26 protein-coding genes are annotated in these 24,727 nt (G+C 38.5%); 16 read left to right on the top strand and 10 right to left on the bottom strand.

Annotated features, from left to right (window positions below; genetic code table 11):
- The 5 genes from GJS40_RS01885 to ytvI all read right to left on the bottom strand — a co-directional run bounded on the left by GJS40_RS01885 (position 1) and on the right by ytvI (position 5,534).
- Positions 1-903 (bottom strand): DMT family transporter, encoded by a 903-nt coding sequence (locus tag GJS40_RS01885; protein ID WP_270895695.1) that lies wholly within the window; start codon positions 901-903, stop codon positions 1-3.
- 134 nt (positions 904-1,037) lie between these two features.
- On the bottom strand, positions 1,038-1,214 hold the full coding sequence (locus tag GJS40_RS01880; RefSeq protein ID WP_270895693.1) for an SE1832 family protein: 177 nt from the start codon (positions 1,212-1,214) through the stop codon (positions 1,038-1,040).
- Positions 1,215-1,939: 725 nt separating this feature from the next.
- The gene (locus tag GJS40_RS01875) at positions 1,940-2,365 is read right to left on the bottom strand and encodes a hypothetical protein (protein WP_270895691.1); all 426 of its coding nucleotides are present in this window, start codon (positions 2,363-2,365) and stop codon (positions 1,940-1,942) included.
- A gap of 751 nt (positions 2,366-3,116) precedes the next feature.
- A complete protein-coding gene (locus tag GJS40_RS01870) occupies positions 3,117-4,025 on the bottom strand; it encodes a peptidoglycan-binding protein (protein WP_270895690.1) in 909 nt (302 codons plus the stop codon).
- 387 nt (positions 4,026-4,412) lie between these two features.
- On the bottom strand, positions 4,413-5,534 hold the full coding sequence (gene ytvI / locus GJS40_RS01865; protein WP_270895689.1) for a sporulation integral membrane protein YtvI: 1,122 nt from the start codon (positions 5,532-5,534) through the stop codon (positions 4,413-4,415).
- A 168-nt stretch (positions 5,535-5,702) separates the two neighbouring features.
- Here ytvI and GJS40_RS01860 point away from each other — a divergent pair, with 168 nt between their 5' ends.
- Positions 5,703-7,244 (top strand): fatty acid--CoA ligase, encoded by a 1,542-nt coding sequence (locus GJS40_RS01860; RefSeq protein WP_270895687.1) that lies wholly within the window; start codon positions 5,703-5,705, stop codon positions 7,242-7,244.
- 162 nt (positions 7,245-7,406) lie between these two features.
- On the opposite strand, the gene GJS40_RS01855 is transcribed toward GJS40_RS01860, so the two are convergent.
- The 3 genes from GJS40_RS01855 to GJS40_RS01845 form a co-directional block, all read right to left on the bottom strand.
- Positions 7,407-8,339, bottom strand: a complete 933-nt coding sequence (locus tag GJS40_RS01855) for a PD-(D/E)XK nuclease family protein (protein ID WP_270895686.1) — start codon at positions 8,337-8,339, stop codon at positions 7,407-7,409.
- Positions 8,340-8,458: 119 nt separating this feature from the next.
- The gene (gene mreB / locus GJS40_RS01850; RefSeq protein ID WP_270895684.1) at positions 8,459-9,439 is read right to left on the bottom strand and encodes a rod shape-determining protein; all 981 of its coding nucleotides are present in this window, start codon (positions 9,437-9,439) and stop codon (positions 8,459-8,461) included.
- A 341-nt stretch (positions 9,440-9,780) separates the two neighbouring features.
- On the bottom strand, positions 9,781-10,776 hold the full coding sequence (locus GJS40_RS01845; protein ID WP_270895682.1) for a lipoate--protein ligase: 996 nt from the start codon (positions 10,774-10,776) through the stop codon (positions 9,781-9,783).
- Positions 10,777-10,913: 137 nt separating this feature from the next.
- Between GJS40_RS01845 and GJS40_RS01840 the strand changes: the two genes are divergently transcribed.
- The 9 genes from GJS40_RS01840 (at position 10,914) to GJS40_RS01800 (ending at position 17,344) form a co-directional block, all read left to right on the top strand.
- Positions 10,914-12,218, top strand: coding sequence for a Na+/H+ antiporter family protein (locus tag GJS40_RS01840; protein ID WP_270895680.1), 1,305 nt, complete (start codon positions 10,914-10,916; stop codon positions 12,216-12,218).
- A gap of 180 nt (positions 12,219-12,398) precedes the next feature.
- Positions 12,399-12,704 carry a DNA primase gene (locus tag GJS40_RS01835; RefSeq protein WP_270895678.1) on the top strand — a complete coding sequence of 102 codons (306 nt, stop codon included), beginning with the start codon at positions 12,399-12,401 and terminating at the stop codon, positions 12,702-12,704.
- A 543-nt stretch (positions 12,705-13,247) separates the two neighbouring features.
- Positions 13,248-13,631 (top strand): hypothetical protein, encoded by a 384-nt coding sequence (locus tag GJS40_RS01830; protein ID WP_270895677.1) that lies wholly within the window; start codon positions 13,248-13,250, stop codon positions 13,629-13,631.
- A 16-nt stretch (positions 13,632-13,647) separates the two neighbouring features.
- Positions 13,648-14,250, top strand: coding sequence for a ribonuclease H (rnhA, locus tag GJS40_RS01825; RefSeq protein WP_270895676.1), 603 nt, complete (start codon positions 13,648-13,650; stop codon positions 14,248-14,250).
- Positions 14,251-14,319: 69 nt separating this feature from the next.
- The gene (locus tag GJS40_RS01820) at positions 14,320-14,829 is read left to right on the top strand and encodes a type 1 glutamine amidotransferase domain-containing protein (protein WP_270895674.1); all 510 of its coding nucleotides are present in this window, start codon (positions 14,320-14,322) and stop codon (positions 14,827-14,829) included.
- Between the two features lie 89 nt (positions 14,830-14,918).
- A complete protein-coding gene (gene msrA, locus GJS40_RS01815) occupies positions 14,919-15,452 on the top strand; it encodes a peptide-methionine (S)-S-oxide reductase MsrA (protein ID WP_270895672.1) in 534 nt (177 codons plus the stop codon).
- Complete coding sequence (msrB, locus tag GJS40_RS01810; protein WP_270895670.1) at positions 15,449-15,880, top strand: peptide-methionine (R)-S-oxide reductase MsrB; 432 nt, start codon at positions 15,449-15,451, stop codon at positions 15,878-15,880. Before msrA ends, msrB begins: the two co-directional genes overlap by 4 nt.
- Positions 15,881-15,983: 103 nt before the next feature.
- Positions 15,984-16,418 carry a ferritin-like domain-containing protein gene (locus GJS40_RS01805; protein ID WP_270895668.1) on the top strand — a complete coding sequence of 145 codons (435 nt, stop codon included), beginning with the start codon at positions 15,984-15,986 and terminating at the stop codon, positions 16,416-16,418.
- 62 nt (positions 16,419-16,480) lie between these two features.
- A complete protein-coding gene (locus GJS40_RS01800) occupies positions 16,481-17,344 on the top strand; it encodes an alpha/beta hydrolase (RefSeq protein ID WP_270895667.1) in 864 nt (287 codons plus the stop codon).
- A gap of 51 nt (positions 17,345-17,395) precedes the next feature.
- Here GJS40_RS01800 and GJS40_RS01795 read toward each other — a convergent pair whose 3' ends face one another.
- Positions 17,396-17,572: an FbpB family small basic protein gene (locus GJS40_RS01795; RefSeq protein WP_270895666.1), complete on the bottom strand. Its 177-nt coding sequence runs from the start codon at positions 17,570-17,572 to the stop codon at positions 17,396-17,398.
- A gap of 222 nt (positions 17,573-17,794) precedes the next feature.
- Between GJS40_RS01795 and GJS40_RS01790 the strand changes: the two genes are divergently transcribed.
- The 5 genes from GJS40_RS01790 (at position 17,795) to GJS40_RS01770 (ending at position 21,629) form a co-directional block, all read left to right on the top strand.
- Entirely contained in the window at positions 17,795-18,211 is a 417-nt protein-coding gene (locus GJS40_RS01790) for a YtxH domain-containing protein (RefSeq protein ID WP_270895664.1), read from the top strand.
- A gap of 69 nt (positions 18,212-18,280) precedes the next feature.
- Complete coding sequence (locus tag GJS40_RS01785) at positions 18,281-19,081, top strand: VLRF1 family aeRF1-type release factor (RefSeq protein ID WP_270895662.1); 801 nt, start codon at positions 18,281-18,283, stop codon at positions 19,079-19,081.
- A gap of 129 nt (positions 19,082-19,210) precedes the next feature.
- Positions 19,211-19,594 carry an OsmC family protein gene (locus GJS40_RS01780; protein ID WP_270895660.1) on the top strand — a complete coding sequence of 128 codons (384 nt, stop codon included), beginning with the start codon at positions 19,211-19,213 and terminating at the stop codon, positions 19,592-19,594.
- A 30-nt stretch (positions 19,595-19,624) separates the two neighbouring features.
- Positions 19,625-21,001, top strand: a complete 1,377-nt coding sequence (locus GJS40_RS01775) for an MATE family efflux transporter (RefSeq protein WP_270895658.1) — start codon at positions 19,625-19,627, stop codon at positions 20,999-21,001.
- 16 nt (positions 21,002-21,017) lie between these two features.
- Positions 21,018-21,629 carry a histidine phosphatase family protein gene (locus tag GJS40_RS01770; RefSeq protein WP_270895656.1) on the top strand — a complete coding sequence of 204 codons (612 nt, stop codon included), beginning with the start codon at positions 21,018-21,020 and terminating at the stop codon, positions 21,627-21,629.
- Between the two features lie 463 nt (positions 21,630-22,092).
- Here GJS40_RS01770 and GJS40_RS01765 read toward each other — a convergent pair whose 3' ends face one another.
- A complete protein-coding gene (locus tag GJS40_RS01765; protein ID WP_270895655.1) occupies positions 22,093-23,619 on the bottom strand; it encodes an AbgT family transporter in 1,527 nt (508 codons plus the stop codon).
- Positions 23,620-23,808: 189 nt separating this feature from the next.
- Here GJS40_RS01765 and pdaA point away from each other — a divergent pair, with 189 nt between their 5' ends.
- Entirely contained in the window at positions 23,809-24,597 is a 789-nt protein-coding gene (gene pdaA / locus GJS40_RS01760) for a delta-lactam-biosynthetic de-N-acetylase (RefSeq protein WP_377901746.1), read from the top strand.
- The last annotated feature ends 130 nt before the right edge of the window (positions 24,598-24,727 follow it).

Genomic DNA, 24,727 nt, shown 5'->3' with positions numbered 1-24,727 from the left:
TCATCGGAAGAAAGGGATTTTTTTAAAGTGAGCTTGGCTGATAAAAATACCGAACACGACGAATCCCCCGCCAATAAGCATGGAGATAGAAAGGGGTTCTTCTAACATCCAGTAACCGAATAATACTGCAAATACGGGAACGAGTAACGTGGAAATAGCAGCTGTAATCGTCGAGATATTACGAAGCAAATAATACCATAAAGAAAAACATAGCGCTGACGCAATCACTCCAGTAAATAAGATGGCATAAATACTTGCTATATTCCATGTAATGGAAGAACCTCTTTCGAAAATAAACGCACAAACTCCAAGGCCAATCGAACCAAGAAGCATTTGATACGCAGTGATTGGTAGTTGTGGCTGCTCCGTTAAGTACAATCGAAAGTAGATGTTTGCAAAAGCCCACAGGATAGATGCAATAAGGATAAGGATGATACCAATCATTCCATTGGCAGTACTGTCATAATAAATATCCTCTCCGATAATTAAACCAAGTCCAATCACACCAAAAATAAGCCCGATGATATTTTGCCTTGATAGGTTTTCTTTTAAAAAAATTGCAGCTAAAATACTTGTCCAAATGGGCATCGTATATAAAACAATCGATGTTTTCCCCGCATCGATAAAAAGCATTGCATAAGTGATGAGGCCAAATACAGCAAAAGTCTGTACCATGCCAAAAATAACGAGATGTTTCCATTGAGATGCAGGAAATCGTAGCGACGTTCCTTTTTGAAAAATCAATATAAATAATATTAGCGTAACTCCTCCAAAAATAAATCGTAAAAAAGTAAACGTAAATGGTTCAATATATGCTAATCCAATTTTCATGAGTGGCCATGAATAACCCCATGATAAAGCTAAGATAAGTACCAGTACATATAACATTGCATTTGATTTCAATGGGCTCATCCTAATCGTATCAATCTTTTGCTCATTGGGGACGAAGTTTTTATAAGATGATGACAAGAGTCTAAGAGCAGCTTCTGTCGTCGTTCTTCCATCGTCTTCGCGCCTAAGCGGTTGCTTCCGCTTTTCTATTTACTCCGTAGTTTTGTTTTTATTTCTTGAATTTCTTTTTCTATGCGTTCCATTTCTTTGACAGCAGGACCTGAGTTTCCTCCAACAGATTCAAGCTTTTCAACATCGCCTTGAATTCGGACATAGTCCATTTTTAATACTCGCAACTTATCCTCTAATGCTTTTGTGTTCATGTTTACCCTCCATAATTATTCGGCGCTTTACTTATCCATAACCGGTTACGTATTCAGACATTTGGATTAAGGGGACTTCTATAAGACTCTACAGGTCTTGTCGCCGCAATTAATCGTTGCCAAATGAAACAGTAAGCTTCTCTCTAGCTTGTTTAGAAGTCCAATGTGATGGCTTTCGCTTTTCTATAAGTCTATCAGATTGTTGTTTGGAGTTTCAATGGAATGGTTTCTTGTGGAATTTATTTTGATTTTTATATAAGGGAAGAGGTTCATCAATGTGGTGAAATCATTCTGGACACGATGCGCGATGACAGATCTTAAGCGCTTTTATCCGGTGCAAGTAACTTTCATTTCACTCTTAAGTGTTTCCTTTTTGTTCGATTTCTCGTGTGTAATAGAAGGTTGTTCAATAAAAAATTTTACATAAGATGTTTAAAAATTGAGAGAAGAGGGTATAAAGAAAAAATGACAACAATGAATCATTCCTAATGATAAAGCGTAACCTAAGAGACAAAGAGATGTTGTTGAAAGGTCAATGGAAGCTTTACGATGAAGAATAGGAGGGATTCATGTGTTAGCAAATTTAGTAGCAGTGTTAGGTTTAGCATTTGGTTTAATTTTTTCGAGTATTGTGATGGCAATAGCGATGCTAAAACAGGCGCAGACGAAAGATCGTTAATGTGTAGAGTTGAATGAACTGCCCAGTTGTGGGCAGCTTTTTATTTTTAATGTAATAAAAAACGGAAATAGATAAAAATGAACAAATAAAACAGCAGTAACAATAAAGAAAAAATCCAGACTCCCCACATATACGACAGTTTGATGTAGTTCGATCGTTTTTTAATCACAATGGAAGAGAGAGTGAATGATAGGAATAAAGAAGCTAAAAGAAGATACATCAAGTTTTGAACAATTTGTTGCCAGGGTAAAAAATATGCAATTGGAATAAGAGAGAGCATGATGCAGATAGAAAAAAACGCATATATAGAAGTGCGATAAAGCGCTTGATCGAGTTTCGATTCTTTGATTTGTTTTTTGCGTTCCATGCGACTATTTCTTTGTATGACGTCTTCCTGTATATTTCGTTTCTCCATCATTTTTGTTATGTATGTTTGAGGAGATAAGAAACGTAATTTCGATTTCAAGTCCATCTTGCTTCTCTCCTTTAAGTAAGCGGCGTACCTTTTAAGATTGTATCACAAATAAATATAGCAAGGACAAAACTCCAGTAATCAACCAAGTGGTTCTCTTTTTAAGTGATGAGACCAATGTTTCCTCCCATACATGAAAAAAGTGTCGCATAACGAATTCATACGACACTTTGGACATAATATAGAAGATTTGGAGCGATTCTATTTTCATGCGACGAATGATGCTTTAAAAAAGAAGATGAATCGTCTCATGAACGTTTCATACGACGTTTCATTTTGTAAAACATCCGTCAAAGGGTCGTATGAAAGCCGAAAATGGTAGAAATTAGGATAAAAAACAGGCCGCATGATGTTTCATACGACCTGTTTTTACGAGAAAGTTTCAATGAATGGTTAAATAAAAGGTCCATGCGACTAAAAATCGCATAAATCTGCCACCGAACGGTCTCATGACGTTTTACAACGTTCCAGGAAGCTTTCTCTTATGTCGAACCGTCCGTCCTGCTTACCATCCGCCTACATACAAAGCTTTCAGACGAGAAATCTGGTAAAATAGATGTATAAACAGCGTTCGGGTTTTTGGATCGTGTTTTTCTGTGAGAGGCACAGAGAAATGCGCTTCTAGCGGTAAGCTTAAAGAAATATACCGCCAGAAACAATAACCCAATCATAGATGAAGGGAAGAAATCCTACAAAAAATGGTTCCAAAATTAGTGCTTGGAATCATTCTTTTATGGCTTCCGTTTTCTCGTTAATTTAGGATGGTAACTTTCAAGTTGCGACGCCCAAAGTTTACTGCGTCTTGATGATTTGGCATGTAGATGTCAATTTTGTTTCCTTGGATCGCTCCACCAGTGTCCGCAGCTGTGAATGTACCATATCCTTCAATGTGTACTTGAGATCCGAGTGGAATGACGTTAGGGTCTACTGCAATGACTTTGGCGTTTGGATTCGCGTTCAAATCAACGCCTGTTGCAGTGACACCGGAACATCCTGCACAATTGGCTGTGTATGCTGTGGCACTTACATTGAGCGTTTGTCCATCTACACTCGTGTTGGAAGTTTCTTTCGCTGTCGTAGATTGAGATTTTACCGCTTGTTTTTCATTATTTTTGACAGAAGACGTATTTGCTATATTTAATTCTTCATCAGCTTGGAGTAATGCACCAAATGTTTCTGGTCCCGCGAGACCATCTACCTTTATCTCTGCATTTTGTTGAAAAGCTACTACAGCATCATGGGTATGTGTTCCAAAGATTCCATCTATGTTATGGGTGTAGTAACCGAGTTCATGCAGCTCTTCTTGCAATGTTTCAACAGGTTTTCCTTCGTCTCCTTCGTGAAGAATGGTGAGTGCACCAATGGTATATGGACCTGCAATTCCGTCTTCCGGAACGATATGATGTTTAGATTGAAAAGCTTTGACAGCTTCTTTTGTTTGCTCGCTGAAACTTCCAGTAATGTATTCCTTCTCTAGAATACCTTCGTCATGCAGAAGTTCTTGAAGTTCTTCTACTTGGCTGTTTTCTGCTCCAATGGATAACTCTTTTTCTCCGAGATCACTAGCTGCTGTAACAAATGGACTTGCGAAAAAAATGAAATTAGCAACTACGACTGTGAAAATTGCTTCTTTAAGAGAAAAAGATGCGTGTCGTTTCAACATACAGACCTCCTGTTTTTAAAATAAATGATTGGCTCTTTAACGATTCACATCGTAACAAGAGGTCGAAGGATAAATCAATGAAAAATGGACTATTTAAATAAAATGAAACGGCCTTGTAATCAGTGAAATATTCCTACGAAATTTCCCATTTTTTTTGATATTTTCGTCGTATTTTTGATTGATTTTTACAGGAAAAGTCATAAATTTCCTAGTTTAAAATTGAATGAAAAAGTGATTTTTCCCTTTGTGATGCGGATTGATAGCTGTTTTTCATATGTATGAAAAAGTAGCTCTTTTTTCATAGTTTGACAGTTATTTTACATAAGTGAGCGTGTATAACTAAAGGCATAAAAACAGACTGAACTTCTCTAAAAGCCCGAGAAATCAGTCTGATTTAAAACCATACTTAATAAAATGTATAATATCATCACCGACCCCAATGTCTATTAATATTACAATGATTACAAGAATGGCAGGTCCGAGAAACAGTCCGACTGCTCCGAACATTTGTAATCCTACAAACAAAGAAATTAACACAGCAAGCGGATTTAAATTCATACTAGAGGAAAGAACTTTTGGCTCTATTGTCTGTCTTACAATCATGGTAATCGTATACAAAACGGCAATTCCGATACCTAGTCCGATATCTCCTGTGAGTAGTAAATATATTGCCCAAGGGATCAAAATAGTTCCTGTTCCTAAATATGGGAGTAATTCTGCAATCCCTACGATGATCGCAAGTGTAAAAGCACCCTTTATTTGAAAAATGGATAAACCGATCAATACAATGAAACCAGTAATGAACATCAGTGTAAATTGTGCTTTAATATATCCAAATACGCGATAACGCATGGATAAGTGAAATGAGCGCATTTTTTCTTGCACACTGTGAGGTAATTTTTCCCGTACGTAATAACTCCAACGCTCCCAGTCTTTTCCTAGAAAGTAAATTGTTAAAATAATAAATAAAAAAGCGACCAAAATAGTTGGGACACTGAGCGCTACTTGTGTGAGTCCGTCTGCCAGTCTCTCTGCAAATTGTCCTAATGCGGAACCAATTTGTGCCCCGACTTCCGCTAATCCGCTTCTTAAAGAAAATTCGCTATCGCCACTGATTGTTTGGGCAGCGCCACTGATTTCTTGCCAAATCGGCCAGATCGTTTCGTTTAATAAGTCTTGAATCGTACGGAACGCGTCTTCGATCCAAGTTGGTGCATTTCTTGCGAAGCGCTCGACCCATCCGACAACGAGATAAGTAATTCCAGTTAGTATGCCACCTAATAGACTAAGACCTATGAGCAAGGAGGTCAATGCTGCCAATCCTGGAGGAAACTTCAATTTATTAGTGAGAACCGTTGAAAAAGGTTTGAAAAGCCACACGAAAAAAGCAGCTAACCAAAAGGGATAGGTGAGTCGAAAGAGTGTCCATGACATCCAAACAAGTAAGATAATGGAAATAACGACTAAGAAAAACCTGCCAATTTGATATCCAGTCTCTTTTTTCAATCGCATCTTCCTCTCCAAACATAAAAACTCCTTGTGTCTTATTTTAACCTTCTTTTTATAAGAATTACAGAAATTATAGAAAAAAGAAGTTAGATAAAGGAGTGAAACGGAAAAAGAAGAATATAACAAATAGTCTTAATTTTTTTAAATATATGAAGGAGGGATAAAATGACGACACTTCAAGACGTTTTCAGGCAGTCCGTCCAAAAGTATCCAAACAAAGAAGCGCTAGTAGATATGCGACTTAATAAAAGATGGACATTTCAAGAATGGGACAAAGAAGCAAATCAATTAGCACAGGCTTTCAAAGAAGCAGGGGTACAAAAAGGAGATAGAGTATCGACCGTACTATATAATACGAGTGAATTTGTTATGACATTTGTGGCATGCATCAAACTGGGGGCAATTTTTAATCCGATCAACTTTCGCTTAACGGAAAAGGAAATTGAGTTTATTTTAGCAGATGCTTCTCCAAAAATCGTTGTTTTTGAAAAAGCTGTGCGATCAGAAGTTCAACCACTCATCGAACATTTTCCTCAGACACAGTTTTGGTATATTGATGAACCGCTGCCAAATGGCGTCGTGTCTTACTACCAAAAACTTCAATCAACATCTTCTGAGGTAGTGAAAGAGATTCTTACGGAAAATGATGATTATGCAATAATGTATACGAGTGGAACAACAGGGAAACCAAAAGGGGTCGTTCACTCTCATCGCGATATGGTGGACCAAAGTACAATTATGATTGGCGCACAGCAGCTCACTTCTCAAGATAGAGGATTATCTGCCGCTCCTTTGTTTCATTGCGCTGAAATGCATTGTGTCTTTATCCCCCGTCTCCATATAGGAGCAACGAGTATCATTGTTCATCATTTTGATCCGGAAGTTGTGATGAAGACGATACAGTCAGAACGAGTGAATAGTTGCTTTTTAGCTCCTACCATGTGGAGTATGCTAGTGGAAGAAAAAAATAAAATGAAAATGGAACTTCCTTCTTTAGAAAAAGGTTTGTATGGTGGGGCACCGATGGCTCCGGCCCTTGTGAAACAAGTTTACGAGACATTAAATATCAAACTTTTTCAAGCCTATGGAATGACAGAAATGGGACCTGCCATTACCGTATTATTTGATGATGAGCAGTTAGAAAAAGCTGGCTCTGCCGGGAAGCCGTTAATTAATCATGAGATTCGTGTTATTCAACCAGATGCTACGGATCCGGAGCAAGTCGTTCCTGTAGGGGAACAAGGAGAAGTTATTGTCCGAGGACCGAGCATGATGTCGAGTTATTATCGTCGTCCAGAAGCAACAAAAGAAGTGTTACGGGATGGTTGGTATTTTACCGGAGATGTCGGGTATACAGACGAAGACGGTTATTTATGGGTGAATGATCGCATTAAAGATATGATTGTAAGTGGAGGAGAAAATATTTATTCCCGCGAAGTAGAAGATACTTTGTTTGATCATCCGGAAGTGTTAGATGTTGCGGTGATTGGGGAACCGGATGAAAAGTGGGGAGAAAGAGTCGTCGCATTTGTCGTGTTAAAAAATTCATCTGTGACAGAAGAAGAGTTAGACGATTTTTGTAAAAAGAGCAATCGTCTAGCGAATTATAAACGGCCGCGTCGATATGAATTTGTGAATGAACTCCCTCGAAATGCAAGCGGAAAGTTACAAAAATTCAAATTACGCGAACAAATGAAATCAATATAGAAATTTCCTGAATATGCTTTAAATAGACTTTTTTACTCCCCTTACAAAAAGGGGAGTAAAGAGGTCGAGGTATCGGTGTAAAGCATGGAATTCAACACGAATCAATGTTGCAAAAAATTGCGGGAATGAACGCATGAAGATAGAAAAACATTCGTTAAACATTTATGAATAGCAAAGTTCATAAAAGTTACAAAAACGGCAAGTATTTTTGTTGTCTGTTTTAGGGAATTCTTCTAAAGGTAGTGGTTGATTTTGAGACGGATCTTCTAGCAAGCTGTACATCCAGTCGACACTTGTTCCAATGAGTTCCTGTACTTTTTCTAACGTCACTTCATCAATTTGCTGTTCCGCCACATCCCCTTCTAACAAATATTCATTTCGTATGACAATATCTTGATGATGAGGGATGGAATAAGCATTCATTAAATACAACACATAAAGAGCTAATTGATACAAATCTTCTTCTGATCGCTTTCCTGTTTTCCAATCTACGATGACCCAGTGGTTTTTACTGCGATCATAATAAAGTAAATCAAGAACTACATATACTTTCAACTGACCGATTCTTAACACACGAAACTTTTCTGCTTCTTTGATATCAATGGACTGTGTTTTTAATTCGTGTACTGTTTGGCTCGATAAAAAGTGTTGCATCGCTACTTGAAGACGATGTGTAATTTTTTCAACTTTTTCTGTTGGTAGTTGATTTGTTTCTTTGTAATAGATTTCGTGGAACATCGTTGTTTTATTCGGATGTTTAAACCATTGTTCTTTTCGTCTGGTAGAATCAAGAAAGCCGTTATTTAATCGTTTTCGTATGTATTCTCTTAATGTTATTTCTTCCGGCAGTTTGTTCGTTTGTAAATAATAGTCAATCGCTTTTTTTATCGTCTCATGTACGATGGAACCGAAAAACATTTCTAGATTCGTTATATTTTTTAAGCGATAAGCATGTCTTGCTTCGGGAGGAGCGTCTTTCAGCCACCCGTTGTGGGAGACGTAATATTGATAAGCGTATCGTCTTTTACACTCCGTTAACGTATAGTGGCGTGATAAAGACCAAGAAAATTCCGGGTAGGTTTTTACAACAAACAAGCATGTTCCTCCTTTGTTGAGAGAATTTTCTATATACGCTATAGTGTATCATATTTTCAATGGATAAAGGTAATAGATTAAAAATGATCAAGAGAGAGATTATTACTTAGTGTTTGACGTTACACTTTTTGTAATATTGGTCTGAACGTTAAAGCTTCTCCTGTCCCTGTGGCAACTACTTCTAACGGTTCGGATGCACACTGGACTGGGACGGAGATTTGCTCGCTTAACCATTTTTCGATGCCGTGTAATTGTGAACCTCCCCCAGTGAGAATAATTCCTTCATCGACGATATCTCCACTTAATTCCGGAGGGCATTGTTCTAAAGTAGATCGAATGGATTCAAGAATGTGAGCTAACGATTCAGAAATGGCACCATGAATTTCGTGCGCATGGAGGGAGATTGATTTTGGCAATCCAGTGACAAGATCTCGTCCCCGTACTTCCATCGCTTCGTGTTGGTGATTAGGATCTGCGGAGCCAACCGTCATTTTAATCGCTTCTGCCGTTCTTTCTCCGATGAGTAAATGATACGTTTTGCGGACGTATTGCATAATTTCTTCATCTAAATTGTCTCCACCACGTGGAATAGACTCAGAAGCAACAATCCCACCGTAAGAGACAATTCCTACTTCTGTCGTTCCTCCCCCAATATCGACAACGACATTTGCTCTCGGTTCATCGACCGGAAGACCAGCTCCAATTAAAGCGGCAACGGGTTCATCAATCATCGCCACTTCTTTTGCGCCGGCACTTAACAATGCATCTTTCACTGCTCTTTTTTCCACGGAAGTAGATCCACATGGCGTGGAAACCACTACTTTCGGTTTACGTATATTCATTTTTTTCAACATGTGACGGAGCATGTCTTTGGTCGCATCGTAGTTAGCGATTACTCCTTGTTTTAAAGGGCGTACAGCAGTCACTTTATAAGGGGTTTTTCCAATCATTTCTTTTGCTTCTATTCCCGCTGCTAGTACGTTCCCGCTTTCTGTATCTATTGCGACAACAGACGGTTCGTTAAAAATAATCGCTTTTTCTTTCGTATAAAAAAGCGTATTCGCAGTACCAAGATCGATTCCAATTTCTACGTTAAACATGTTCTATTCACCCTATCTCCAGGAAGTTGTACTTTTTCTTATTTTAGAAGTTCTCTTAAGAAGCAGTAAGTGACAAACGAAGGATGGGCGGTGGAAAAAACAAAATTTACATCTTATGGCCTGTGTGCAAAGATTAAATCGGGAAAACACTTAGAAAGTATTGGATATAAAAGAGGAAAAAAGATGTGAGTGTGTGTCTTGTCTGTCCTTTCTTTTATGTAAAAAGACTACGTATGAAATGATAAAGTAAGCTTTTGAAACATGGCTGTAAACGAATTGAAATACGATAGAGAAGGGAACGGAAGGAGTAATTGTTACAAAATCACTTCCTTCCTGCTTTTTTAATAGAGAAGAGATAATATATCTTCTTGTTGAATAGGGCCGAGATATTCTTCTAAATCTAGTGATGCAAGGGCTTGTTGCAAGGAAGAGCGTTCATACTTCGTACCGATAAGCACTTCTTCGACTTCTTTGATTTCTTTCACACCAAAGAAATCTCCATAAATTTTACAATCCGTAATGTATCCTTTCTTCACGTTAAAGCGGATGTCGACAAGTCCTGCAGGGAACTTTTTTGAACGTTGAATATCAAAGGCTGGTGATTTTCCGTAATTCCAATCCCAATTCCGGTATCGTTGATTAGAGATTTTTTCGATGCTTTTCCAGTCTTCTTTCGTTAAGGTATACGTCGGTATTTCTGTTGTTTCTTTAAAAATATAGCGAAGAATTAATTGTTTAAATTCATCCATCGTTAATTTTTCTTTTAAAAAGTCGTTAATATTTGCTACCCGACTTTTTATTGATTTAATCCCTTTTGACTTAATTTTTTCGTCTTTCACATTCAATGCTTTTACAACGTGTTCTACTTCTGAATGAAGCATCAGTGTTCCATGGCTAAACATTCTTCCTTTTGAAGAAAATTGAGCATTCCCTGATATTTTTTTCCCCTTGACCTCGATATCATTTCTGCCTGAAAGGGTAGCAGGCACACCGAGTTCGTTTAATGCTTCAATAATCGGTTTCGTAAATTTCTCGAAATTGTGGAAGCTATTTCCGTCATCTTTCGTGAGAAAACTAAAATTTAAATTCCCTAAGTCATGGTAAACCGCACCGCCTCCGGATAGACGTCGGACGACATGAATATTATTTTCTTCCACATAGTCTACGTTAATTTCTTCAATGGTGTTTTGGTTTTTTCCAATGATAATGGAAGGTTCATTTACATAAAACAATAAGTACGTGTTTTCTTTATCAAGGTCCATATGGTTTAGTGCGTACTCTTCGATAGCTAAATTGATGCGTGGATCCGTGATTCCTTCGTTGTCAATGAATTTCATAACATCTTCCTCCTTTAGGCACATTTTCACTCATTCCATTATCTCATATACCATTCAAAATCTCTTCTTGCAATGCAAGGAGGAGGCAATTATACTTTAGTTTGGTGCATGGCTAAAATAGTAAAGGAGATTATCGTATGGTTGCTGTAATATGTTCTGTTCTTGTAATGATTGTTCTTAGTTTATTAAAAATTAACGTCGTGTTTGCTATCTTGATTGCTGGTCTCACCGGTGGAGTACTTTCCGGTCTTTCGCTCGTTGATTCATTAGAACTATTAATCTCTGGAATGGGTGGACAAGCGGAGACGGCATTAAGCTATATTCTCCTCGGTGTGTTTGCTATTATGATAGGTTATTCGGGAATTACAAATGTACTAGTAAGCTCCCTTGTGAAAGTGTTAAAAGGAAAACGAGGGTTTCTTATTTTGACGATTGCGTTTGTTGCATGTCTTTCTCAAAATGCAGTACCTGTACATATTGCTTTTATTCCTATATTAATTCCTCCTTTGTTAAAGCTCTTTGATGAGATGAAAATTGATAGAAGAGCAGTTGCTTCCGCGTTAACTTTTGGACTCAAAGCCCCGTATGTCATGCTTCCGATCGGATTTGGTTATATTTTTCATAACACCATTACGCAAGAGCTGGTAGCTAGTGGTTTGAGTGTAGAAGTAGGAGATATTTGGAAAGGAATGTTGATTCCCGGATTAGGAATGATTGTGGGACTTTTTATTGCGGTCTTTATTTCTTATCGGAAGCCCCGTCACATTGAAAGTACCTCTTCTCTTGTCACGATTGAGACAGAGAAAGAGTCTTCAGGAAATACTTTTACAAGGCATCATGTTTTTACTCTGTTTGCGATTGTAGTAGCCTTGGGCATTCAATTAATAACAGAGTCATTGATACTCGGAGCGCTTAGCGGGATTTTTCTTATGTTTTTCTTTCGAATTGTACCATTTCGAAATGGTGATCGAGTAGTAAATGAAGGGGTACAATTAATGGGAATGATCGCCTTTGTCATGTTAATTGCCTCAGGTTTTGCGACGGTCTTAACGGAAACGGGAGCGGTAAATGACATGGTGAGCCGGGCGATAGCAATTGCTCCGGAAGCATCGGTAGGAACGGCGGCTGTGATGTTACTAGTCGGTTTAATTGTTACGATGGGAATTGGTACATCTTTCGGTACAGTGCCAATTTTAGCAGCCTTATTTGTTCCATTTTGTATGAGCATCGGCTTTTCTCCTTTAGCAACTATTGCAATCGTAGGTACTGCAGCTGCGATGGGAGATGCAGGATCACCGGCAAGTGACTCCACGTTGGGCCCAACATCGGGTTTAAATGCAGATGGAAAACATCATCACATTTGGGACACATGCGTACCGACATTTTTACACTATAATATTCCATTATTTCTTTTTGGTTTAATTGCAGCAATGATTTTGTAACATAATAGTAAAGCTTCTTTCATTTTATGAGAAAAATGAAGAAGCTTTTTTATTTTTCTTACATAGTTTTCAAATGGTTTTGTGAAAGTTTGTAAAAGCACATTTTTTCGTTTTAAAAGGTTTTAGAAAGGATAAGGTGAAATGAAACATAAAAACCAAACCATTTTAGGAGGAATGAAAGTGAGTAAAAAATTAGTGTATGCAGCTTTATCAGGGATCCTTTCAATTAGTGTGTTAGCCGCATGTGGAGATGCAGAGGAACCTATGGATGAGCAGCCAATGCAAGAAGATCCAGGGTTGCAAGAGCCGGCTGACGATTCAGGGATCCAAGATGATCCAGCATTAGAAAACGACCCGGCGACAGAAGAGGATCCTGCAATGGAAGAAGATCCTGCGATGGATGAAGAGCCTACAGAAGAAGATCCAACAACAGAAGATCCATCGACTGAGGATGAATTAGAAGATGATATGGAGAATGCGAGATAACGTTTTCTCTTTTTAACAATAAAATATGGATGGAAGGAAAGGAGTTGTCCAAAAAGTCATGATTGGTGACTTTTTGGACATTTTTTTGTTATCGCTTCATCAAAAATTGCTTCTGGAAACGCCTCTTGGCCGAATAGGCATGTTTCCAACACCAAATTGTTGATGGAAGTAAGCCATGGATAGTCATGCCGACGTTTCATCAAAGTATTGCTTGTGGAAGCAACCCATAGATGGGTCATGCTATCGTTTCATATAAAAATAGCTAATGGAAGCAAGCCATGAATCGCTGATGGCACCGTTTCATTCAAAAATAAATTGTGGAAACAAGCTATGAATGGATCATGGCACCCTTTCAATCCAAACACCATTGTAAAAGCAAGCCATGCACGATGTAGGGCACTGTTTTAGCGCTAAATAATTGTTGAAAGGAACGCTCGATTTATTTTTCAGGACTTATTAGACAGCCTCTTTTCTATGTTCAGGCAAGGAGTCAATTTTCACGTAAAGGAAATTGAGCTATAATGAAGGCAGGAGGGGGAGGAAATGAGCTTAAAGGAGTTTATTTTCATCCTAATGTTACCTGCTGTTGTGACGTTTATTACGATGATAGCTGCACTCACTTTACAGTGGATGATAGAAAAGGAAGCGAATAATAAGGAGCCTTTACGGGTTTTTCATTTTGTCAATATTATTTGGATGATTATGATGTGCGGAACGAGTTCTATTATTTTCCATGGAATGATTTTGAATGTGCTAAACGAAAAAGGCTGGTGGACCATGTCTTTGTATGCATATGTTTATCCTTTACCGTTTATTTTAATTACCTATGCCGTGGCGGCACCCCTCTTTCGAATGTACATCCAACCGTATCGAGTCCAAAAAGGAAGCAATGTCGTGTATTTGAAGCAACGACGTCGAAAATGGTAGGAAAGAAGGAAAAGTTATGGCAAAGAAAAAATATTATGTCGTTTGGAAAGGAAGAAAAACGGGAGTATTCGACTCTTGGGCAGATTGTGAAAAACAAGTCAAAGGGTATTCGGGAGCTTCTTTTCGCTCTTATTCTTCTAAACAGGAAGCGGAAGAAGCTTTTTTCTCAAAATCATCGACTTCCTCTTCTCCGAAACGTACGGGAACTTCCTCTTATATTGAAAATAGTGTCTCGGTAGATGCAGGATCTCATGGAAATCCAGGATTTGTTGAGTATAGAGGAGTAGATACGAAAACAGGAAAAATATTGTTTTCTCACCCCGGGGTAGACATGGGAACGAATAATTTAGGAGAATTTTTAGCGATTGTTCATGCGCTTGCTTATTTAAAAGAACGCCATAGTTCCATTCCGGTCTATTCCGACTCCGATACAGCCATTAAATGGGTGCAAAGAAAAAAAGCGCAATCAACTTTACAGCGCAATGAGAAAACGGAAGAAATTTGGTCTCTCGTTGATCGAGCAGAAAAATGGTTACAGTCCAATGAATGGAACAATCCACTGTTAAAATGGAATACAAAAGAATGGGGAGAAATTAAAGCAGATTATAACCGGAAATAATATGTTTTGCTTGCGAGATGATGTGGAAAAATGAGAGTGATATCTTTCCACAAGGAGTGAATGAGAGAAATGGCAAAGAAAATAGCAGTATTAATGACCGACTTGTTTGAAGACTCGGAATTTAATCGCCCGAAAGAGGCATTTGAGAAAGAAGGACACGAATTAATCGTCATTGAAAAAGAAAAAGGAAAAGTCATTGAAGGAAAACATGGAAAAAAGGTAACAGTAGATGCAGCCATTGACGATGTTCAACCGGATCAATTTGATGCTTTGTTTATTCCTGGAGGTTTTTCTCCGGATCAATTACGAGCTGATGATCGTTTTGTTCAGTTTGCAAAAACATTTATTGACCGTGATCAACCGGTATTTGCAATTTGTCATGGACCTCAACTTCTCATTACTGCGAAAGCATTAGAAGGAAGACATGTAACCGGTTATAAATCGATTATGGTTGATTTAGAATATGCAAAAGCGAATGTGCATGACGAAGAAGTGGTTGTATGTCATCATCTCGTTACGAGTCGCACGCCAGATGATTTGCCGGCTTTTCAAAGGGAAGCGCTAAAACAATTAGCTTAAACAGAAGATGACCATCCGACCTTTCAAAGTTGGTCGGATGGTTTTGATTTGGTACAATAAAACATATGATGCATATCGGAGGTGAATGGATGGCGGAACATGTAGCATTGGCTACTTTTGCAGGTGGTTGCTTTTGGTGCATGGTAGGTCCGTTTGAGCAATATGAAGGAGTGAAAAAAATAACATCTGGTTACACTGGAGGTCATAAAGAAAATCCAACATACGAAGAAGTTTGTTCTAACACGACTGGACATGTAGAAGCGGTGCAAATTGAATATGATCCCGAAAAAGTAACGTATGATGAGTTATTAAATACGTTTTGGAGACAAATTGACCCGACGGATGATGGCGGACAATTTCATGACCGCGGAGAATCGTATCAGACAGCAATTTTTTATCATAATGAGGAACAAAAACAACAAGCAATTGCTTCGAAAGAACAGTTGGAAAAAGAAGGTCCTTTCGATCGTCCGATTGTCACTAAGATACTACCAGCAAAACCGTTTTATCCAGCAGAAGAATATCACCAAGATTATCATAAAAAGAATCGCACTCATTACTTATTATATCGCCAAGGTTCAGGGCGGGCTGATTTTATTAAACGGCATTGGGGGGATGAATGATGAAAAAGAAAGAAGATTTAAAAAAACGATTAACACCGATTCAATTTGAAGTGACACAAAAAAATGGCACTGAACCCCCTTTTCAAAATGAATATTGGGACTTAAAGGATGACGGTATTTATGTGGATATCGTGTCGGGAGAGCCGTTGTTTAGTTCAAAAGATAAATTTGAATCCAATTGTGGTTGGCCAAGTTTCACCAAGCCTCTCCCTGAAACGAAACTGATAGAGAAATTGGATGAAAGTTTTGGAATGACAAGAATTGAAATACGGAGCGAAAAAGCGGATTCCCATTTGGGACATGTCTTTCCGGATGGTCCACCTCCAACCGGGTTAAGATACTGCATTAATTCCGCAGCACTAAAATTTATCCCAAAAGAAGATCTTGAAAAAGAAGGGTATGGCGAGTACAAAAAATTATTTGAATAAAAAAGGAAAACAAGTTTATTTTTCTCTCTACAAGGGTACTATCCTAAGTGTGTGGTAAAATCATACATGTCGAACTAGTTGAATAATGGAGGAGGCTGTTGAAATGGATGCAAAAATGAAAGAGCTTATTGATGGTTTAAATGAAGACTTAGCAAACGAATATGCTTCAGTGATTATGTACACAAACTATGCAGCGGTCGTTACAGGAATGTACCGTCAAGTATTAAAACCTTTTTTTGAAGAAGAGACAACAGATGAATTAGGACATGCGTTATACCTGGCAGAGAAAATTAAAACACTCGGTGGAGAACCAACCATTACTCCAGCAGAAGTAAAACAGACCGATAACGTAAAAGAAATGTTAGAGAATTCCCGCCAAGCAGAAAAAGAGACGATTGAACGCTATAAAAAGCGGGTGAAGCAAGCGGAAGAGCTTGGTCTGATTGAATTACAAGTGAAGTTAGAAGACTTAATCGCTGATGAAACAAACCATATGGAAGAAATGGACCGACTTCTCAAAGACCCACGCTTGCAATAAAAACGAGGAAAGATAGGACTGTCAAATATGGCAGTCCTTTTTTGGACGGCTGGTGGATAAAGATGAGTGAAAATATCATACAAGCATATGCGAAAGTATACAAACTTCCGGTGAGCGAAGGAAATTATGAATGGATGTGGCTTCCGTATAAAGAGGAGTCATTGTTCACGCAAATATTTACTCCGGAAAATCAGCGTGGAACGGTCTTATTGCTGCATGGCTTTTTTGACCATACCGCAACAAATGCTTCGTTTATGAGATTTCTCTTTGAAAAAGGGTTTCAAATCATTACCTTTGACTTGCCTGGCCATGGTTTTTCCGGTGGACCACGCTTTCAAGTACAAACTTTTGCAGAATATCAAGAAGCATTACGACAGGTCATGAATGAAGTATCCAGAAGAAATATATCTCAACTGCATGCGGTTGGTCATAGTACTGGCGGTGCTATTATTGCCGAAGCAATACTGGAAAACAAATTGAAACAAGTAGATAAAGTAAGCCTTATTGCTCCACTTCTTCGATTTAATCAATGGTGGGTTAGTAAAGTCTCAACCATGTTTCTATCTCCTTTTATTGATGAAATCCCACGAAGGTTCCGAACAAATAAAAAAGAAGCTTCTTTTATGCAAACCTTAAAACAAGATCCCCTTCAAGGAAAGGAAATTTCTTTTGAGTGGGTACAAGCACTCATTGACTGGGAGAGTCAATTAATGAATAAAACTCCTACAGAGAAACCGATTCAAATTATTCAAGGAACAGAAGATTATACGGTAGATGTGGACTATAATTTGAAAAGTTACGGTGTTTTATTTCCATATTCTGATCGCATACTTATTGATGATGGTACGCATCATTTACTGAATGAACGTCCTCCACAAAGAAACATTGTCTATTCTCTCATTTTGAAATATCTTCAACGAAAATAAAAAGAGTTGTTTGAGGCCACGCCTAAAACAACTCTACATATTGAGATATCGTTATCCGATTTTTTTTGTATCATCTTTTTTAAACGTACGAACGTGCACTTCATTTGCTTTTTTCTCATCTAGTCTTTCTTCAATCCGCTTCATCGCTTGCGGATTATTTAATAGTTCTTTTTTGTTTTCGTCAATTAATTCATCCATGGTGTAGCGCATGCGTAAAATTTTTCTCATTTTTCATCCCTTTCTTTCTATGATGAATATTCTCTCCACCGTTACTTACAGTATACCATATACCTTCCTACCTATGGCATCTGTAATTGTTACTATTTTTCGAAAAATAAAATTCTCTTACAATTTGAGCAACCATCTTGTTCATGCATGAAATCGACTAGGATAGGGTATGACACTTACTGTATAATGAAAGTAAAAAGAAACGAAAGGAGCTGCTGTCGCGTGACGAATGAAACAAAAAATAGTACAGGATTAATTGTTGGTATGATGATTGGCGGTGCTTCGGTTGCGGCATTATTTTTAAACAAAAAAACGCGAGAGAAAATTATTTCATATACGAAAGATGCAAGTAGTACACTAAAGGAAGCAGGACAGTTTGTTGCAGATAATCGCGAAGAAATTATGGCGCAATTAAAAAATACTTCCAATGAAATATCAGCGTTATTGCAGTCGGCCAATAATGATCTTCAAATCATCACGGAAAAAACTCGTCAATTGAAAGATACCACTCTTTCTATTAAAGAGATGACAAAACAAACAGCCGCAGAATTAAAAGATTTAAAGAAGGAAGATCGTGATGTGATTCCGTTGGAGGGAACTTCTGTAAAAAGAATTTCTAGTGACTCCTCTTCGCGTTAATTAAAAACGTTTATCACTTTCCTCCGTGAGGAAAAGTAAGTATAGATTATGTAGAGGGGGTAGTCTAGCATGTCTTTAATGGAACAAGTGAATGCATTAAAAAGTCACTATGATGAGACAGGAATCTTAACGATTTATTTGAACACAGATGCAGGAGATAGGGGTCAACAAGGACAAGAATGGAAAATTAGATTGAAGAATGGGTTAAAGCGGTTGAAGGAATACATTGAAAAAAGCGGAAGCAAAGAAGAATTGAAAGCGTTTAAGTCCTTAGCGGATCAAGTGAATCAAGCGATTACAGATCAACAAAGAAACTTTCAAAAAAGCTATATTTATATCGCGACCGCTTCAGGAGACGTTCTTGTGGAAAAAATTGTCCAAGCTCCTGTAGAGACTTCTTTTCATTGGGAAAAAGAACCTGTTACTGATCAGTTAGAACAGATTCAAAAGACGTACCCGGCTACTGGAATTGTGTTGATGCAAAAAAGTGAAGTGCTTTTTATTGACGCAGCATTAGGGGAAATTCGAGAAGAAAAACGATATAATTGGGAAGCGGAATCAGAGGATTGGCGAGAATACAAAGGAAATGCTCCGCCAGAAAGGACGGCTTCAGGCACTACGCAAGTGGATGAAGTAGAACGACGGTTTGATGAAAATCGAATTCGTTGGTATAAAAAGCTTGCACCCCTCATTGATAAAGAGATAAAGAACCGCCATTTAAGTGGTCTTTACTTAGTTGGATCAAAAGAATATTTGCGCGATATTGAAAAACATCTTGGCTCGAAAATAATGGATACGATACCGAAAAATTTGATTTCTAAACCTTCACACGAAGTATTAAATGTGGTATACGATAAAGAAGTAAGATAAATGATGGGATGTCCTACTAGGGCATCCTCTTATCTTTTTGTGTTCATAGGAAGTCAAAAAGAAAGATTTTACCTATACATATTTGATATGATGAAAACGATAGATGAAAATAAAAGAGGAGCGATTGACATGGAATTTCATATGAAAGAGAATGGTTTTTCTACAACTACAACGTACGGAACGTTGGACATTTCGAGTGAAGAAGCATACGGTTTTCGTCCGTACCAATTATTAGTTTCATCTATTGCGGTTTGCAGCGGGGGAGTCCTTCGTAAAATCATGGAAAAACGACGTCAAAAGGTGAATGATATACATATAAAAGCCAATGTGACAAGAAGTGGTGTAGGGGCAAACGAAGTACAAAAGATACATTTGCATTTTACCGTGGAAGCAGAAAATGTTACCGAAGAACAAATGGAAAAAAATATGCGCATCACGAGAAAAAATTGTTCCATGATACAATCGGTGAAAGATAGCATTGATATCATAGAAACTTTTGAATTACGTTTATGACGTACGGAAGAGAAGAGGAGAGTTAACTAGATGGGCAAGACTGATAGACAAATGGATTTCACAGAAGGCAGTATCATGAAAAAGATGATTCTTTTCTCTTCTCCTATCTTTTTAGGAAACCTTCTGCAAAGTTCATATCAAATTGTAGATAGTTTGTGGGTAGGGAACTTATTAGGTGCACAAGCCCTTGGAGCTGTATCTATTTCTTCTACAATTATTTTTACAGTGTTGTCATTTATCATTGGTATTAATGGTGCTACGTTAACGGTGCTCTCGCAACGAATGGGGGCAAAGGATAGCGAAGGATTACGTATTTCTTTAAATGCCTTTGTATTTGTCCTCGGGATACTTGCGATTATGTTAGGAATACTTGGATTTTTCATGTCCAACACCATTTTGCGTTGGATGGGAACGCCTGAAAGTATTCTTCCCATGGCAGCGACGTATTTAAAAATTAACTTCATCGGAATTCTCTTTTTGTTTGGTTACAACTTTATTGGGACTGTTTTAAGAGCGGTGGGAGATAGTCGAACCCCCCTTCGTTTTATTTCTCTTGCGGTCGGGTTGAACATCATATTAGATCCATTATTTATTGCTGGGTTTCAAATGGATGTAGCAGGAGCTGCAGTGGCAACGGTTGTTTCTCAAGGAGCAGCTTTTTTATTTGGACTCATCTATTCTATTCGCGCCAAAGGATTGCCTTTTACTGTACCGACACCCCCTCCATGGGAAGAATTTACCCGCATTTTTCGACTCGGACTTCCGTCTGGTTTTTCGATGATGGTCATATCAGGGGGAATGCTGGCAATCATGACAGTCGTGACTTCTTTTGGTGAAAATGTAATCGCTGGGTACGGGGCAGCACAGCGGTTAGACAGTCTCATTATGCTACCTGCAACTACTCTCGGTTCCGCCATTACTAGTATGGCAGGACAAAACATTGGTGCCGGCAAATGGCACCGCGTCACTGATATTGCCAAAAGTGGTCTCTTTCTTATTTTAACCGTCACTTTAACGATTGCGCTTATTGTATTTCTCTTATCTGAATTGCTTATAAGAATGTTCGTCTCAGATCCAGCTACGGTGAACTTTGGTGCTACGTATTTACGAATTGTTGCTTTTTTCTATCCTTTTTTAGGGATTAATTTTGTTTTAAATGGTATCGTTCGTGCGTCAGGGGCGATGGTGCAAGTGCTCGTGTTAAACACCTTGTCTTTCTGGGTGTTACGTTTTCCGCTCTCTTGGGGCTTTTCCACATGGTTAGGAGAAAATGGAATCGCGGTCGGAATCGGTGTGAGCTTTGTGATCAGTAGTTTATTTTCTTTCGCTTATTACCGATTTGGGAAGTGGCGAAAGATTGATTTATTTCATTATGGACAAAAAAATAAAGAAACGGTGAAAGAATAAAGGTGGACAGAGATGAATGGAAGATATAGATGTATATTTGATTAGACATGGAGAATCAGAGGGGAACCGATTAGGGGTTTTACAAGGATGTAAAGATTATCCGTTAACGAAAAAAGGAGAGCAACAAGCGGAATCTCTAGGAAAAGCATTTTCCGAGCAACCATTGGACTATATTTTCTCGAGTGATTTATCTCGAGCGATGTCAACGGCTCTTGCGTTAGAACGCTTTCAACAAGTTTCAGTGGAAATAACTTCACTTTTGAGGGAAATCTACTTAGGGCCCCTTCAAGGGAAAACGAGACGAGAAATATATGAAGCATACCCACACCTCGTTCGAAGAAGTTTACTCCGTTCAGGACTTCCTGGGACAGAAACAGATGAACAATTAACAGAGCGGTGCCGACAACTTATGGCATTATTCAAAAGCTTGAAATCAGGGGATACCATTGCGGCTATTTCTCATGGAGGCTTTATCACTATTTTTTTCATGTATGTGTTAGCAGGAGAAAAATGGGGAGAATTACGTCGCCCGTTTCAATTAGATAATACCGGGGTAACTAAGCTAAGTTGGCGAGATGGACAATTAATCATTCCTTATATCAATCGGATTGATCATTTAATAAAATAACGAGATAAAACCAACAAATAGAAAGATGCATTGCTTCAAAGTGTTGTTTCACACAAGTGATGACACCGAATCGATGTCTTTTTGATATTTTGGCATCGATTTGACAAGGAGTGTTAGGCTAAAGTAGCGCTATGAGTTACCATGGGCGTGTTTCCATAGCTATTTGGCGTTGAAGTGGTGCCATGAGCCATGTATGGCTTGCTTTCACAATGAAGTATGCGACGAAGCTTGCTTCCATAATCATTTTTATGCTGAAAAGGCATCATGCGTCGGGCATGGATCGTTTCCAATAACAGTTTGATGTTAAAATAGTGCCATGGTTTGGCCATGGGTTGTTACCAGAAGTTGATTTGTAATGAAACGGTGCTATAAGCGCTGGATCCACATCTATTCAGCTTTTTTTCAAAAAAACTGTCCAAAAAGTTACTATGGATGACTTTTTGGACAGTTTTTCCTTTTTTCTTTATTTGTCATATAAAATTGGTGATCCTGGTCCAAGGTCGATTCCGAGCCACATCCAAACGATGAGTAACAAAGACCATACAACAAGGAAAATAATAGAATATGGTAGCATCACTGCAATCAGTGAACCAATCCCCATTTTTTTGTCATACTTTTGAGCGAATGCAATAATAATTGCAAAGTATGTCATTAGTGGGGTAATGATGTTTGTGCTGGAGTCAGCAACACGATACGCCATTTGGGTTAATTCCGGTGAATAACCTTGTAACATCATCATCGGAACGAAAATAGGAGCCATGATTGCCCATTTTGCTGATGCACTTCCTATAAACAGGTTCACAAAAGCGGTTAAAAGAATAAATGCAATAATGAGCGGGATTCCAGTCAAGTGAATGGATTCTAAAAACTCTGCTCCATAAACACCTAAAAGTAGTCCCATGTTTGTTTCATTGAAGAAAGCAACGAATTGTCCCGCTGTAAATGCGAGTACGATAAACATTCCCATGGAAGCCATCGTGTCAGACAGCTGGTTGGCAACGTCTTTATCATTTTTAATTGATTTTGTGACAATGCCGTATACTAAACCTGGCACAAAGAAAAGAATGAGAATAACAACGACGAGGGAGCTCATAAATGGCGATTGAATAATTGCGCCGTCTTCTCCCCGCAACGGAGCGTTCTCAGGTACGATTAAAAGCGCTAACAATATACTTGTGATTACAATAGAAACAAATGACCAAATAATTCCTTTTCTCTCTAATGGTGATAACTTTTCTAATTTTTCCGTCGTCTGTCCTTCATAGGATCCAAGTCTCGGTTCTACAATTTTTTCGCTGACAAAAGTTCCAACGATCGTTAACAAAAACGTAGAGACGATGATGAAATAATAGTTCATTGCATGGTTCATTGTTTCTGCATAGACTGGATCAATCGTTGTGGCGGCTTCGATTGTGAGTCCACCTAACATTGGATCTGTCGCAGATAGCAATAAATTGGCACTAAACCCTGCGGAAACACCGGCAAAGGCAGCAGCAAGTCCAGCAAGAGGATGTCGTCCTAATGCAGCAAAAAGCATCGCTCCAAGAGGTGGCAAGACGACGTACCCAGCGTCTGAGGCAACGCTAGACATAATCCCTGCAAATACGAGTCCTGCCGTTAAAAACCGTTTTGGAACCCATAGAACAAATCCACGAAGCAAGACACTAATAAAACCACTTCGTTCGGCAAGTCCGATTCCAATCATGGTCGCCAATACAACGCCAAGCGGAGCAAAATTAATAAAGTTATCCACGAGGCTTGTAAACATGTACTCGATGCCTTCACTTGAAAGTAAATTTTTCACAGTGATGATTTCTTCATCGTCTGCAGGATTTGTGGCTTCAATCCCCAAATTGGCTAAAATAGCAGAAACGATAACAACTAAACCAGCGAGAATAGCAAATAAGGTAACCGGATGAGGAAGTTTGTTCCCTACTCTTTCGATGAAATCTAAGGCACGTTGCACAAACCCAGACTTATTGTTTCCCATCCTTTTTCCTCCTTTCTTTAAAATAAAGCACCGAGTGTACATTATAAATCTTCTTCCCTATGAAATAAACCGACTTTCGTAGTTATTAAATGTTAAAAATTTTCTTGTTCCTCTGATTAGTTACGATGAACGTTGGATGCATAGGAAAGAGAAGGCGGGAAATAATAATGAAAAAAGTTGGAGGACATTATGAAAACACTCATTTCAGGCTGCTTAGCGATGTGCTTATTATTTTCTACACAGGTGGGATTCGCAAAGGAAGTGTACCATTGGAGTTTTAAACCAAATAACAATCATGAACCGGCAGACACAGAAAAAGAATATAAAGACTTGCTGGATCGCTACAGTGGATTTTATATCGGAGACACTTCTCATAAAACACTTTATTTAACTTTCGATAACGGATATGAAAATGGTTATACGAAAGACGTCTTAGATGTATTAAAAGAAAAAGATGTTCCAGCAGCTTTTTTTGTCACCGGCCATTATTTAAACTCTGCACCTGGGTTAGTGAAAAGAATGGTGGAAGAAGGACATATCGTAGGCAATCATTCATGGAATCATCCGAGTCTCCCTGAAATATCCGATGAAGAATTGAAAGAAGAACTGGAAAAAGTAAAAGAGAAGTTCACGCAATTAACAGGGGAAACGGATATGCATTATTTGCGGCCACCGAGGGGGACTTTTAATGAGCGTTCTCTTCAAAAAACAGAAGAATTAGGATACGTCAATGTCTTTTGGTCTTTTGCGTATAACGATTGGGAGACGAACAAGCAAAAAGGAGCAGATTACGCTTACAATCGGATTATGGAACGGATTCATCCGGGGGCTGTGTTGCTCCTTCATTCTGTGTCTAAAGATAATGCAGAAGCACTTGGAAGGGTGATTGATGAATGTCGTCGACAAGGATATACATTTAAAAGTCTAGATGAGCTAATGTTTGAAAATTGGTTAAAAGTAGGGGAAGAGAAAGCATGATCATGTGAACTACTCGCCACTTAGCTAACGCTTGAAGTGGGAGCTTCTCAACTCCTCGACGAAAGCACTCTTTCGTCTCCTTGAGCGTTACTTCGGGCAGTCCCTGCCCTAGATGTCCGACGTTTCGGAG

Source organism: Aliibacillus thermotolerans, assembly GCF_027853235.1.
Classification (GTDB): Bacteria; Bacillota; Bacilli; order Bacillales; family Marinococcaceae; genus Aliibacillus; species Aliibacillus thermotolerans.
Note: the sequence above shows the minus strand (reverse complement) of the source record. Positions and strands in the feature narration are given on the sequence as shown.